This is a genomic window from Microcoleus sp. K4-B3, from assembly GCF_036704615.1.
Taxonomy (GTDB): Bacteria; Cyanobacteriota; Cyanobacteriia; order Cyanobacteriales; family Microcoleaceae; genus Microcoleus.
In genome coordinates this window covers 1-12,843 of record NZ_JAUBSF010000130.1, presented here as the reverse complement: position 1 = coordinate 12,843, position 12,843 = coordinate 1, and the positions used below count along the sequence as shown (strand labels likewise).

The following is a 12,843-nucleotide window of genomic DNA, read 5'->3' as shown; positions in this document are numbered from 1 at the left end:
TTTTTGGCTGGCATACTTCTGGCTTTTCTGTGACTTGTGATTTATTATTATACCAGTTTTAATGCGAAACAGCTTAGTGTCATAGAGGAGATCGCACTTTAGGCATCGAAAGGTGGGCTTCCTTCACAACTTTTTGACGAGTGGCGGGCGAGCGCCTCAAAACACCTAAAGTCCTATCCGAGATTAACGAAATGACCGAAGCCACTTTTGACCAGGTGGCTTTTATTATGTGCTGAGGTTGCAGCTGAAGCTTTGTTGCCGCTCATTGCCAGCATCCTAAATCCAAAATCTGCTCTATAAAAGCGCCCTAAAATTTCTTAATCCCTTACCCCATATACGTTTATTTGGTTTAACTATAACTGTTGTAGTTAGATTGTCTTGTCGGGTTAGGGTGTTTTACGTTTTCTCTTACGATTAGTCTTACCGCTCTCCCCAACAATCTAGCTTTGAGACAGAACCTAGAGAGTAGAGGGGTAAGTGTCAAACAAATATGTAAGACATCGTAAGACACCCCAAACTAGCTCAAAGCAAAGTTAAATATAACAGTTATAGTCAATACCTGAAATGTAGATAAGGTAAGGGATTGAGTATTTTTAAGGTTTTAAATTTTAGATTTTAGACTCTGCCAACAATCCTAGCAGCGCTTGGTCGAAATCACTCCCAACAAAGTCCAGCTCGATTAAATAGTAGAGCTTGGTTGAGATATTGCGTGGTGGTAACTTTAGCTGTGTGTAGCGTGTTGACAGGCTGGAGAAACTTAAGTAGGATAACAAGGCTTAAACATTAATCGATTAGGAAATTAATAATGAGTGTATTGTTGCCGTGGATAGGCGTGACAGATTGCACTAGAGCAAAATATTTGCTTAATAATTGCACTCAAAATATTGTTGGAAGTTTTTGGTTAATGTGTGGCTATGGGTTTAAAACAGAAAATATACCAAGCTGGTGGATTGATTTAGTTTCAGAGGAAAATCAAGCGCAGGCTATTGTTGAGAAGTTTGACGAAGGTTGGATTGTTACTGAACATGAAGACCCTTTGTATCTAGGCTTTTGTATCATCGTCGTCACTGACCGTTCAAACCCGGCTAGCCTGTCCTACGTCATTCAGCATACAAGAATGGAAAACTTTGAAGGCATTGGGTTATTAAGAATAATGGCCAAACATAATATTCCAGCTCTTACAAAAGTTGCATATCCCAAAGACTTCTTGCATAGTAGATACCCAGAAAAAAGCGAGGCGTATAAACTTTTGAAAGGTGGTATAAAGTATTGGAATGTTGAGGTGTGGGAAGATTATTGCAGCTATCAAATGGCAGAACATGGTCAAATAATGCTAGCTAAATACTGGGAAAAAATGAATATCAACTAAAGCAAAAGCTAAGCTTATAGGATACATCGGCACTTCAGTAGAGACGCATATTTCCAAAAAGCCGGGGCCGGTGGGCTAGACTAGGCAGAGATATTGTTAGCACCCCCTCAATGCCAAAGTATTGCTCTAAAAGCGTCGAGGCTATCCTAAACTAAAAACTCTTCGTATTCCACAACTTCTCTGTCGGCAGTCGTTACGCCACTATATCACGTAATCCTTACTCCATTAATAAACGATAAATAGTTTTGTTTAACAAATTCTTTTAAACTTTCGGGAATACGGCTACGGGGACCCCAAAGAAGGATTGCATTGTTCACCCCACACTCTATTCGTTTATTAGGCTTACTTAAAAACCTTGGTAACAAACTTGTACTAGCTTTCCATATAGCTTCACACTGCTTTATAAAAAACCAAAGAACGTACTTGCCACGTACCATAGCCCACGAATAGTTATGGCTACGAAATTCATTCTCTGCCTCTGTAATCTTGTCGTCGGCACAAAGATTGCAGCCAAGTTGGTTTGCTGCTTTTTGCAATAAAATATTTCGCTCAATAGGAAGAAGTTTTGCCTGAGAGAAGGAAAAAATGTTATCAAGCTTTAGATTATTTAAATTTGGCTTATTCCCTAATCGTTGCCACAATAGAATCTGCCCCATCAGGGGCATAATCGCTTCAAAAAATATATTCTCATTCTCGTGAAGAATCTCTATTATAAACTGCTCTTCTTCTGGTGTGAGTTGTGTAATTTGATAAACCTCAGAAAGCATTTTAATAAGTAGTGGGGGTTTAAAAATAGAATTTTCTATCGAGTAACCATCTGTTATGTATATATTACTTGCTAAAGGTTGCGGCGAGTTTAGAAAATCTTGCAAGTCTCTATCAATGAAGAAACAAATTCTATTTTTAGGAAAATCAATCCAGTTGAAACTGTGGAAAGATTTTAATACCTTGTTTTTATTTCCAGATGGTATTAATTTAATTGACCATTTTTCAGGAAGCTGAGGTTCTATTAAACACCCATAGAAAGATGGATCATCTTTGCCTTCAACAAATCCATAAACACACTGGGCATCTTTTTCATACACTAATAGAAAATTATGATATCCCTCATCAACATCGTCAAGGGCTTCACTAAGTACCTCCAACATATCAGTCATAGCGATGCAAACTCCCCTAAAGAGTGAGCATAGGGCTTTAACTTGTTATCATAGATAAATGGTGAATGAGTAACAGCTATTAGACCTGCACAAAAGCCCCCGTTTATTATATCAACGAGGAATCGTCTTTGCCAAGGAACCGAGAGCGATAGTTCTGGTTCATCAATTAATACAAAGTAGCGTGACTGCCCTGAAAGATACAAATGGCTAAATAATGAAACTATTTGCTTTTCTCCAGAAGATAAGTCGCTTAGTTGAACTGGTTCTCCAGTAGGATATCCAAACTTTGAATATATGTGAAACTTAAAGGAAGCACTGTCATAAACAAACTTTTTATCTGAAATATACTCTGAACAAGTTTTGCAAAAACTCGATATTTTTGACTCTTCAGCTTGTAAGGATTTCTGGAAATTAAGAATTTTGAGAAAATAGTAACAAATAATTTGATCTCGTTCAGACCATGTATCTTTTTTTTCTCTTACTTTTTGAATTTCTTTGAGCCAATCATTACGTTGCTTCTCATCTACAACAGATTCATCCATACGATTTAGAACAAATTGACTTTCCTCCTCAGAAAAGTTGTCAAGTTGTCGTTGAATATCTTCTCTTTTGTATGCTAAAGATACTATGTCATTAAAATGATTAAGAGTTAATATATTAAGATTCTTGCTTTGGAATTCCTTTAATCTATTACATTCTCGCTTTATAGAGATCTCAACATCTTGCATACCAAACTCTACAAATTCAATATGAGCTTGGTTATGCTTTGAGTTAAATGGTCGCATTTTTTGACGACGCAGATCATAAGGCTCAAGCCAGTCAACTACGCTTTCAAGTCCTTGCTCAATTCGGCGGTATGTCGGTAAATAAAGAATTTGAGCATCAATTTGCTTGATAATGTTTTTTAGGGTTTGATTAGTTTGTTGTTTTGTATTATTTTTGTAATTGAAAAGAAATTGTCCGGAAAGATAATGGGTTGTAAGACCATACGACTTCGCAACTCTTTCGATACTTTCTTCTGTTTGGAAGGCTTCAGGAAATTCGTTGACTTCTGCTATGATTTTTTCTCGTAAATAAGGAGAACAGTCGGATAAAAAGTTTTTATTAAATTTTTCCATCTCACGAGTAATATCAGAATAAAAAATTTTTACTTCTTTATCATCTATAGTTAAGATAGCGGATTCAAAGCGAGATTGGCTTAATGAAAGCCAACGCCCTGCTAAAAGATTGAATAATATGCGAAGGAAAGTGGTTTTGCCAGACCCATTTTCACCGACAAGAATCAAAATATTATCTCTGATATGAGCATCAATATTTTTTTTGCTTCCGTATAACCCCTTTATTTGTACTCTTTCAAGCTTTCCACTCATTTTAAAATTACCCCCTCTTTTATAGTATATAAAGTTCAAGAATTTAATCCTTAATCATACTCTTCTTCACAGATTCTACCCAAATACTAAAAATTTTTTCTGTTGCCTATTTTACACTTCCAAAGTTATCCCCAGACGCTTAACATTCTTTTTACATTCTAGATTAGTCAGGCTATCAAAATTTTACTTTATCCAATTTCGAGCAAACTTTCGATCAGCGCTAATCCCTCACCGCAAAGCTTCTGCCTGATTTTGAACCAAATGAACTGATTCCCCTAATATAAACTCTCTTTGTAAGCAAAGCTAATTTATCTATTCATCAAAGCACCAATACTCAAAGTCGTCAACAGAATATCCGCTACCACCACTAAAGAAAGCCTATTTCCCCACCTAGGACTTGAAAGCAGCGCGGTTACATCAGGATAAAAGCATAAGCTGTTTCAATACTTGGAACTGCTACAGCTTCATCAGGATAGGGAATTTTTGGGATTGCGGAACTGTGACGGTAACTTCTCTGCTATTACCATAAACGGCTGTCAAGCGATTAAAACAACAGACAGGTCAGTTAGATCGGCTAGCAAGCCATTTACCCCAAATTGGCTTGCTAACTGATTTAGCTTAAATCCTTACTAAGCGAGGCTTTCAGCTCGGTTCGCAAGTTTCTGCACGATTGTTACTCAAACCTCTGTCACTGTTCAGCTTCAGGTTTAGGTTCCTTCGGTTTTTTCTCAAAGACTTGGATATTTGGGTCTGATAGCACAAAGCCGTCAGAGGTTGATTCACCCATTTTGCCACCGATAGCAGCTACCCACATGGGATAGTTGGCAGCAGCATCCTCAAGCTTCTTCCATATTTTTGGCTTAACAGTAACGGACACTACCCGACCGTCGCAGTCAAGCTCAAAGGTTTTCCAGTTGTCTTTGTTAGTCTCTACGTTGTTCGGTAGTTCGTTAATTTTGATGATGAGTTCAAGCTTGCCAATTGTCATAGGTAGTTTCGTTGGTTTAATGCGTTGTTTTTCTGGTACGAGAGTCAGCTTTGTATATTTTCCAGCCTAGGGGTGGAAATCGCTACAGCTTCATCGGGCTATTGCAGTTTCCCCGCCTATCCGTTTATAGAAATGCTAGCTGCCTTATTCCCTATCCATTTACCGGGGAATCAACTAGGGGCGATCGGGCTGCCCAACAAGCCGATCGCTCCTGGTTTTTCCGTGGTCAGCAAGGGAAAATCCAAGAGCGACAGACCTAGGAAAACTTTCAGCAATATGCGTTTTTATGCGTTTTTGTGAGCTCGCCCATCACCTTTTAGCTGCTTAAACTCTTCAAATGGCGTCTCGCCAACTATCGCCACAATATCGACCAATGCAAGAAAGACCCGCCTCGATTGCCGCCGCAAAATCCTCCTCAATAGCTAAAGATACGACGCCAAATTGGTAGCCGTGAGCCTGTTTGATTCTATGAGCTCCGTCATGGGCGATCGAGCTGTCGCTCAAGCCGATCACTACCCAGATGTGACGGGAGGAATTGATGCCAGTGCTGCTACGAAGTCGTCACAACAGCAGGAGCAATGTGAGCAATCGGCACAGTCGAAGAGCGGGTAACAATCAAGCTACTTGACACCTAGGATGCCCCATTCATAAGGGTGCATTGTTTTTGTTTCTGCACGTAAAAGTCCGGTTTGTACGGACAAAAACATTGCTTGCTACCGAGAGAGAACAGCCATAACCAGCCTCAACAAGCAAAGGCAGTCCTTGCACAAAAAAGCAGTAATTTGACCAAAAAAGTCAGGCATTTGCAGGATATTTTCAGGTAAATACAGGTAAAGTGCAGCCCCTGCAAATACCTGTAATCTCACTGCTTTTATACTGCAAACGCCTGACTTTATACTGCACTTGCCTGACTTTAGCTGACGCAACAATTAGCTAATTTTTTGGTGGTGGCTTGGCTCAAGGTGCGAGTCACGAACAGATAAGTCTGATGGAACCCTAGAAAAGTTTTCATAGGAGTAACTCAAGTATTTTGGAATGAAGACCAGGGGTACGGATAGTCCGCCTAAAAACCGCAATCTGGGGACTCTACTAAACCCTCCCCGTGCTTCATCCGCCACAACTCATCAAGCCGATCGCCCACAAGAGAATCCTCCCCTTCAAGCCACCGCGTGATCGCCTCGCGACAGTATTTAGTCCCCGGCGCACCCCAGCTAAACATCTGGGTAAGCAAGTTCTGCAATTGTTCCGAGTAATAGTCATCCCACCACACTGTCGCAATTTCCCGCATTTTCTCGGCATCCTCTGGGGTTATGGTTTCGGGCTCGGGTTCGGGTTCCAAATCAATAAGGGCGATCGGTTCCGGTTCCCCTGGTTGTTGTTGTGGGATGGGGTCTGAAGTAGGCACGATCGGTTCTGGTACAGCCTGTTGTTTTGAGACAAGGGTGATAGCCTTTTGCGCGGTTTCAACTTGCTTGTATAACTTGCCGACTCTTTTGAACTCTGCCTCTGGGAGCTGGGCCTTGATTTGAGCTTTGAGTTGTAAGTTGGCACCCCACACAGCTTCGACCTCAGCCCAAGTTTGCGCTGCTTTTACTCTTTCGACTAACAAGGCGATCGGCGCGGGCAACTCTGTTGTTGACTCCGGCAGCTCGCTCGGCTGAGCTTGTGCCAATTTTATTTTTGTAGATGTGACAGTTAATGCGTCATCAACGCATTTTACCCCCTCCCCCCCCTCTGACAGTGTGGAGCTGCTGACTATCGGGTCAACGCTTTTGAGAGTAATAGATTCAGCAATTTCTGAATCGGCACATTCTGAATTTTTGCTGAGTATCTGCTGACTATTTTGCTGACTATTATCAAATCCATACTGTGTAAAGGATTCAGCTACATAGTCAGCAATTGGCACTGTAGGTATGGGGGGGGGAGGGGGTAGTGAATTTTCAGTTTTAGGTGGCACTGTACCAAGTGTGACAGTTTGGTTAAAATCTGGCAGGAAATAAAGGTTATAGCGCTTATCGCCGGGGGCTGGTTTGCTGCTTATTAAGCGTTTGCTCTCCATCCTTCCTAATGCGCTGTAAACGCTGCCTTTTTGCTTGTGTTCAATTCCCATCAATTCCATCAATTCCGGGCCGGAAACAGGGCGCGGATTCTTCCTCAGCACTCCGAGGATTCTTTCTCCGTAGCTCTGCTGCTGTTGTGCCTCGGCTTCATCAATCCCTACTTCGGAAATGAAATCAAACGAATTATTTTCGGGATTGAATTCAATATTTAGGCTCAATCCTTCAGAGTCCCGTGAGGTTGCCGTAAATATCCTCTTAGGGCATTTGGGGTCAGCAATCATTTTTTTCTTGTTGTTGGGGTCGGGTTTGGGGATGCGCTCTAAATCCCAAACTCCCCAGCAAGCTCCCACAATGGCTGTACTTCCCCGCGCCTTAGCCACTCCGACAGCTTCGTTTGACTTGCTGGCGTGATGAATCAATACGCCACTAGCACGATAGCGGCCGAGCATATCATTCAGAGCGATGATATTGTCTGCAAATTCGGCAGAGTTTTCGCTGATTTCCTTGCCTGCGGTGATTTTTTTGAGGGAGTCAATAATTACTAAATCAGGTCGAAAATCTTCTAATTCCTTTTCTAGCACCGACATCTGATCAATACTCCAGCGCGGTATGATGCGGATATTTTTGCCGTCTTGCGATCGGAAGCCACGTTTTAGCATCTCGTGCTTTAGGGATTGTTTGGAAGCGTCGGGAGAAATTAGCAGCACCTTGCCCTGCCGGACTTCTCTCCCTAAAAACTGACTTTCTCCGGTAGCCACACAGAAAGCTAAATCCACGGCTGCCTTGCTTTTACCTACCTTCGGCAAAGCAACAAACAGTACAGTCTCACCAACTGGCAGAAGCTCTTGCACAGTCCATTCAAGGGCTTCGCTTTCTGAAGCAAGCAAATCATCAAAGCTAAGTACCTGAACCTCAGCAGTTTGCGTGCGGCTCTTCATCGCCGACATAGCTTCCTTGATTGTCCCCGCACTCATGCTGTACCTAGGGGCCATTAGCGCAATTTGTCGGCAGCGCTCTACCATGTCCTCCATTTGAAGTAAGGCAAGAAGCTCGAACTTGAATCGGTTTGCATCCCTATCTCGTTTTAGGGGCTTAACGATTTTTTCTTCCCAAGTAAAATTACTCAAACTCGTCTGTTGCCGGACTTCCTCAAGTTTGATGTTGATTGAGATTTCGTCTTCTTCCGAGTTCAAGATTGCTTTTACCATTTCTGCCGCATCCCTCATGGAAAGCTTTTCCTGATGCGTCGGTTTGTCGATCGGTTCCTCCTCAATATCCTCAGACTCGATCGCCCGCGCTGACTCAGCAACTTGTCTGTGGATTTCCGCTTCTAATCGGCGAATGAACTCTTCAATGTCCATATTTTCCAAAATTTCCTTGATATCCCCTTTATCTGGTATATCAGGATAGATGGCAACTGGGTCAATCACGATGCAGGGAAATTGAATGCGATCACACACTGACTGAATTTGACTGCCTTTTTTGGCCCCCGTAGAGTCGTTATCCCGTAGCTTCGCGAGTACGATGTTTTTGCCCGTTGCCCGCAGCGCTTCAACAGCTCTGGTTATTTCGGCATCGTTCCATTTACACCCCTGTAACGTTAAGGCTGCAATAGCGTGAAGTCGTGCAAGTTCTACGTTTGGTTCACCCTCAAGCATCAGGACTACAACGGGTTCATCGTCTGGTACGCCCTTCAAAGTCTTGACTACTTCATCAGTGCGGTAAGCAGGCCAAGGCTTATCGCCCTTTTTCCACACTCGTTTACCGTTGATGTCAATGTGAGTCTGCCGGTAAGTTTTGTCGCGTCCTTTTGGGCTGTTTGGGTCGGGCCACTCAAATCTGTAGACTTGCTGCGTATCGCTGTAACTGTAGGTGATTTGTACGGCGCTAGCAGGTACACCCTTTGGGATGTATTGAGGTTTCTGAGGTTCGGGCCCACGTTGCGGTGCTGGTAGCCTGAGAAGTTTTGAACCTGCTGGAATTGGGGCGGGTTTTGGCTGTTTTTTGTTGGTTTTCGTGGCGATCGGACACTTGCTGCTGTGTTGATCGCTATTGCCCCCGCGCTCTGCCAGAACTTCAGCCCACGGCTTGATAGCCTCTCGGATAGCTTTGTTCTCGCAGTCAGAGGTAAAGCAGTGGTACTTCCCTGTTTCGGACTCAATCTGTAGGTTACGTCCGTCACACACAGGGCAAACATATTTGTCTTTGCCATTGCCCGGTGACAGTCGATCCAGATGGTCGCGGATGTCGAATTTTTTTTGATCAAGTTGGTGCATAATGGAAAAGTGACCGCACCTGTGGTGTGGCAATGTCTAATTTGTTTTCTTCGTTCCAGCCAAAGAAGTGGGAAAACAAAATTAGGAGATCTTTTTACTTAATTGAGTAGTAGCTCAAAAGAAACAGACAAACTTCTGACGCTTATGGCTTTAGGAGTTTTTTTTTGCTTTTTCTACTACTCGAACAATAGCAAATTGATCAGAATATTGATTAAAATTTTTCAAAATTCCCACTTGCTACCCGAATTCAAATCGATTAATCCTAGATTGTGGTAAAGCGATTGTTGGTAGTCGCGGTTGTCCACAGTCAGCCGATCGCCCCCGTCGTCACATTCCTGACGGGCGATCGGCTAAGAGAATCTTGATAGCAACTCAGCCAGACTCATCGCCCGCCCCCGGAACACCCCAAGGGTCAATACCATTTTCCCTAAGCAAGCGTTCATAGTGGTCGCGTTCGATTCTGGCTTCATCGTCAACCCAAAAGGCTTCTCTGATATCCTGTTCTAGTTCTCGGACTCGCTGGCTCAGAATCTCGTTTCGTTCAGGCTCGGTGCGGGTAACGCCAAAAGCTTCGTCAAACCGCCGCTCCAAGGTTTCAGCCATCAAGGCATCTACAAGAGCCAGAGCTTGCTTGTTTCCTCGGTGAGACTGCCACAGCCAATATTTTCTAACGACTGCTAACGGTAGCGCGTTAATCCTTGCTTGTCCTCTAAGTTGCTCTTCCGCTGGCTCTATCTCGGAAATCTGAGGCGTATAACCCTCACCTGCTAAAGCTTTGAATGCCTTAGAGCGTAAAAAATCTGAGATGTTCTGAACCTTTAAACCCACACATTCTGCCGCCTGTGTCTGGCTCATCCGGTAACTGCCGTCTGGCAACATGAACCCATCGACTGTAAGGGAACCTATTTGCACTGAAGCTCGAACGGCTCTAACTGATTCGGTCACTAAAATCTTCTCCTTTGCTAGACATCTGCTAAATAGTTGCTAGACATCAACTAGCACCTTTACTTGCCTTGCCCCTCTTAGCTTTCGCTGCTGTTGGCTCCGGTTCTGTGGGCTGCGGGTCGGCGGGACGATCGGTGGAACCAGTTTCGGTTAGCGCCCTAGACGTTCTTTGGGGTGCTGGTAGGTCTACAGCATTTTTCGCCACCCATTCTTCAATAAGTGCGGCGGTAACATCCGACATATTCAGCCCATTAAGAAAGCAAGCTGTTTTAAATTTGTCTTTTAATTCGGGTAACAGATAGACCCGAATTGACATCTCTCCTTTTGCCACATTACCCCTTTTGCTGATGGACATATCCACCAGTTTATTTGAGCAACAAGGCATTAAGGCATAAAGCCATCAATTTATTCGAGAACAAAAGCCAAAAAGCATTAGTTGACTAATGCACCGATGCACTGATATACTAACACACATATCGATAGAAATCGTTTTTATCGATAAATATCGTTTCTGAGACAGACTAAACTATGGAACCAGAAAGCCTTGCTGTAATTGACGTTGAAGTCGAGGCAATCGATAATCCTGAGCCAGAAGACGAGGAAACCTGGTACTCTGCGCTGCAAATTCAAGGGCTGCTACGAGTTAGTAAGGCAGGACTGCAACAATCGATTTCCAAGCTTCAGAGCATCTACGGGCTGGATATTGCAACCCTTCGCCGTGGCGCTGCGCGGGCAACCCAATATTCTGAGCTTGCCCTGAAAGCTTGCAAACTACTGAATGCTGGAAAACTCAGCGAACTCCGCAAGCTGGTAGAAACCGCACCGACCGCACCTTCTGCCAGCCCCGCCGGAACACTCACAATCTCGGAATACACCCCAGCCCTTGACCAACGCATCACTCAACTAGGACAAAACGCCGCTTCTACCTCGGCATCCTTAAATCAATCTGTGATGCAAGTTTTGGCTCAAATTGCCTCAGAGAATGAAGCGGCACAAAAACGTGATTCTGACTTAAGCCAAGCCAGAATCAACGCAGCACAAAACCGGGGCGCAGCACAAGGCTTGGCAATATTTCAAGCTGAACAGAAGGCACAAAACGAAGTATTAGCGCAATTGCGGGCTATGCAGTTAGGGGGAGTAGAATAATGGCTTTTTTTAAAGTGAAAGTCAGCCGGGAATGCAACACAACGAGAACCTTTAATGTTGTGGGAAACCGCCCACAGGAAGCTATACAGGCTGCTGCATTACAGTTGCGAGATGAAGGTGTAGCGGATGCTGTAGCGATTGCAGTAGTTGGTCAAATTAGTAGTTTGAGGGATTAAAAATGGTACGGATTATTAACGGTGTGGTGTTTGAAGACGGTAAACCAGGCAAACGGGTTATTAACACGAACGGTGGTAACTATGTCGAGAAAATCGAGGGTGATTTTATCGCTGGCACAGTTATCAACCATAAGCCAACACCAACACGCCAGGACTTATCTAAAAATGGCGATGTAATTGACGTGAAATCTGAGGAGGTTTAGGCGATGCTTGATGATGACAAAGACTTCGACAAAAACGTGACACGGCTGATGATTGGCGGTGCGTTATTGACCAACGCTCTTGTCTTTGCGGTCGGCTACGACACAGGCTATCAGTCTGGAGCAAAACGAGTTCCAGAGCCGACAATTATTCACGGCAACGTCACGATTAACAACAACAGCAACAACTTTAATTCAAGCCAGCCGACCCACCTTGACAAGTAATCGACTGGCTTGCAAGCCTCCCCTAGCTTGCGCTGGGGGATTCAGGTTTCACCGTATTAACCCTAATAGGAGATTATTGCATGGATTTTGGACGCAACGACACCAGCAGCATAGCAATACGCAATCCCGCAGCAGGACACAGCCCATACATTGACGAAAAAGCGGGAGATTGGGCCGACACAGAGGCTGACATTCTTTCATACTTGAGCGATGTTACGAAGCTTGAAGCGATGGCAGATAAAGCAGCCAACGCCGAACAGCTTGCCTTAGTTTTAGAACCCTTCCTTGATAACGCTGAAACCTATCTGGAGGCGCTGGGAAAAATTGCCGACGGACAAGTTACTTGGACGGAAATTCGGAAGAAATTCGGCTCTAAAGTCGGGAATGCCATCGCTAAAATCCGCAAGCTCAATGCGGAATTTGGGGCTGAGATGGAGCAACTAGATGCCAAAGACCGTGCAGCGATGCTGAAGATTGAAACCAAGCGTCAGCACGGACTAGCCGAGATTGCTTCCGAGCTCACAGGCGACTTACAGGCTGAGCTGTGGCGACACGAGAACAAGATGGAAGCCATCGCCAATCGCGGTGAGGTGGCGTCCAAGCGCCAAACAATTCAAGAATCACTGCGGGAAAGGCGACAGAAGCTGCTCAGTCGCGCCACAGTCGGCTCCGACAAAGGGATTCAGGAAAAAGTACCAGTTGTCATTGGATCAGCCAGCCTCTCCAACGGTGTCTCCGCAAGTGGTACGGCTAGAGGGTTTGGGGGCTGGTTTGCGAACGTAATGAACTTCAACAACCGTTAAGCAAGAGGGGACTTATGCACGAGTTCATCGGGGCGAGTCCCCTTTCCTTTACGGGAGGGGGAATTCAACAGCACCAGCACCAGCAACAGCAATATCAAGCTACAGCACCAGCACCAACAATTGACCAA

Annotated in this window: 14 protein-coding genes; 8 read left to right on the top strand and 6 right to left on the bottom strand. The window is 44.1% G+C overall.

Annotated elements, in window-relative coordinates:
* Positions 1-805: 805 nt before the first annotated feature.
* Positions 806-1,369 (top strand): hypothetical protein, encoded by a 564-nt coding sequence (locus tag QUA78_RS30055; RefSeq protein WP_333305347.1) that lies wholly within the window; start codon positions 806-808, stop codon positions 1,367-1,369.
* Positions 1,370-1,575: 206 nt separating this feature from the next.
* Here QUA78_RS30055 and QUA78_RS30050 read toward each other — a convergent pair whose 3' ends face one another.
* From QUA78_RS30050 to QUA78_RS30040, 3 genes are all read right to left on the bottom strand, one after another.
* Entirely contained in the window at positions 1,576-2,526 is a 951-nt protein-coding gene (locus QUA78_RS30050; protein WP_333305346.1) for a DUF4435 domain-containing protein, read from the bottom strand.
* Entirely contained in the window at positions 2,523-3,896 is a 1,374-nt protein-coding gene (locus QUA78_RS30045) for an AAA family ATPase (RefSeq protein ID WP_333305343.1), read from the bottom strand. The genes QUA78_RS30050 and QUA78_RS30045 overlap by 4 nt, the downstream gene beginning before the upstream one ends.
* Before the next feature lie 688 nt (positions 3,897-4,584).
* Positions 4,585-4,884 carry a hypothetical protein gene (locus tag QUA78_RS30040; RefSeq protein WP_333305342.1) on the bottom strand — a complete coding sequence of 100 codons (300 nt, stop codon included), beginning with the start codon at positions 4,882-4,884 and terminating at the stop codon, positions 4,585-4,587.
* Between the two features lie 72 nt (positions 4,885-4,956).
* On the opposite strand from QUA78_RS30040, the gene QUA78_RS30035 reads away from it, so the two are divergent.
* The gene (locus QUA78_RS30035) at positions 4,957-5,184 is read left to right on the top strand and encodes a hypothetical protein (RefSeq protein WP_333305340.1); all 228 of its coding nucleotides are present in this window, start codon (positions 4,957-4,959) and stop codon (positions 5,182-5,184) included.
* Between the two features lie 150 nt (positions 5,185-5,334).
* Complete coding sequence (locus QUA78_RS30030) at positions 5,335-5,496, top strand: hypothetical protein (RefSeq protein WP_333399187.1); 162 nt, start codon at positions 5,335-5,337, stop codon at positions 5,494-5,496.
* Between the two features lie 451 nt (positions 5,497-5,947).
* On the opposite strand, the gene QUA78_RS30025 is transcribed toward QUA78_RS30030, so the two are convergent.
* The 3 genes from QUA78_RS30025 to QUA78_RS30015 all read right to left on the bottom strand — a co-directional run bounded on the left by QUA78_RS30025 (position 5,948) and on the right by QUA78_RS30015 (position 10,520).
* On the bottom strand, positions 5,948-9,220 hold the full coding sequence (locus tag QUA78_RS30025; protein WP_333305335.1) for an AAA family ATPase: 3,273 nt from the start codon (positions 9,218-9,220) through the stop codon (positions 5,948-5,950).
* A 372-nt stretch (positions 9,221-9,592) separates the two neighbouring features.
* Positions 9,593-10,165, bottom strand: a complete 573-nt coding sequence (locus QUA78_RS30020) for a hypothetical protein (protein ID WP_333305333.1) — start codon at positions 10,163-10,165, stop codon at positions 9,593-9,595.
* 46 nt (positions 10,166-10,211) lie between these two features.
* Entirely contained in the window at positions 10,212-10,520 is a 309-nt protein-coding gene (locus tag QUA78_RS30015) for a hypothetical protein (RefSeq protein WP_333305332.1), read from the bottom strand.
* Positions 10,521-10,693: 173 nt separating this feature from the next.
* On the opposite strand from QUA78_RS30015, the gene QUA78_RS30010 reads away from it, so the two are divergent.
* The 5 genes from QUA78_RS30010 to QUA78_RS29990 all read left to right on the top strand — a co-directional run bounded on the left by QUA78_RS30010 (position 10,694) and on the right by QUA78_RS29990 (position 12,715).
* Positions 10,694-11,311, top strand: coding sequence for a hypothetical protein (locus tag QUA78_RS30010; protein WP_333305330.1), 618 nt, complete (start codon positions 10,694-10,696; stop codon positions 11,309-11,311).
* Positions 11,311-11,487, top strand: a complete 177-nt coding sequence (locus QUA78_RS30005; protein ID WP_333145240.1) for a hypothetical protein — start codon at positions 11,311-11,313, stop codon at positions 11,485-11,487. Before QUA78_RS30010 ends, QUA78_RS30005 begins: the two co-directional genes overlap by 1 nt.
* A 2-nt stretch (positions 11,488-11,489) precedes the next feature.
* Positions 11,490-11,690 carry a hypothetical protein gene (locus QUA78_RS30000; RefSeq protein WP_333305328.1) on the top strand — a complete coding sequence of 67 codons (201 nt, stop codon included), beginning with the start codon at positions 11,490-11,492 and terminating at the stop codon, positions 11,688-11,690.
* Between the two features lie 3 nt (positions 11,691-11,693).
* The gene (locus QUA78_RS29995; RefSeq protein WP_333305325.1) at positions 11,694-11,912 is read left to right on the top strand and encodes a hypothetical protein; all 219 of its coding nucleotides are present in this window, start codon (positions 11,694-11,696) and stop codon (positions 11,910-11,912) included.
* Between the two features lie 80 nt (positions 11,913-11,992).
* Positions 11,993-12,715, top strand: a complete 723-nt coding sequence (locus QUA78_RS29990; protein WP_333305322.1) for a hypothetical protein — start codon at positions 11,993-11,995, stop codon at positions 12,713-12,715.
* Positions 12,716-12,843: the final 128 nt, after the last annotated feature.

Coding starts and splice junctions, on each gene's coding strand:
- QUA78_RS30050 (WP_333305346.1), bottom strand. CDS start 2,526: ATGACTGATATGTTGGAGGTACTTAGTGAAGCCCTTGACGATGTTGAT.
- QUA78_RS30015 (WP_333305332.1), bottom strand. CDS start 10,520: ATGTCCATCAGCAAAAGGGGTAATGTGGCAAAAGGAGAGATGTCAATT.
- QUA78_RS30025 (WP_333305335.1), bottom strand. CDS start 9,220: ATGCACCAACTTGATCAAAAAAAATTCGACATCCGCGACCATCTGGAT.
- QUA78_RS30010 (WP_333305330.1), top strand. CDS start 10,694: ATGGAACCAGAAAGCCTTGCTGTAATTGACGTTGAAGTCGAGGCAATC.
- QUA78_RS29995 (WP_333305325.1), top strand. CDS start 11,694: ATGCTTGATGATGACAAAGACTTCGACAAAAACGTGACACGGCTGATG.
- QUA78_RS30045 (WP_333305343.1), bottom strand. CDS start 3,896: ATGAGTGGAAAGCTTGAAAGAGTACAAATAAAGGGGTTATACGGAAGC.
- QUA78_RS30005 (WP_333145240.1), top strand. CDS start 11,311: ATGGCTTTTTTTAAAGTGAAAGTCAGCCGGGAATGCAACACAACGAGA.
- QUA78_RS30040 (WP_333305342.1), bottom strand. CDS start 4,884: ATGACAATTGGCAAGCTTGAACTCATCATCAAAATTAACGAACTACCG.
- QUA78_RS30055 (WP_333305347.1), top strand. CDS start 806: ATGAGTGTATTGTTGCCGTGGATAGGCGTGACAGATTGCACTAGAGCA.
- QUA78_RS29990 (WP_333305322.1), top strand. CDS start 11,993: ATGGATTTTGGACGCAACGACACCAGCAGCATAGCAATACGCAATCCC.
- QUA78_RS30000 (WP_333305328.1), top strand. CDS start 11,490: ATGGTACGGATTATTAACGGTGTGGTGTTTGAAGACGGTAAACCAGGC.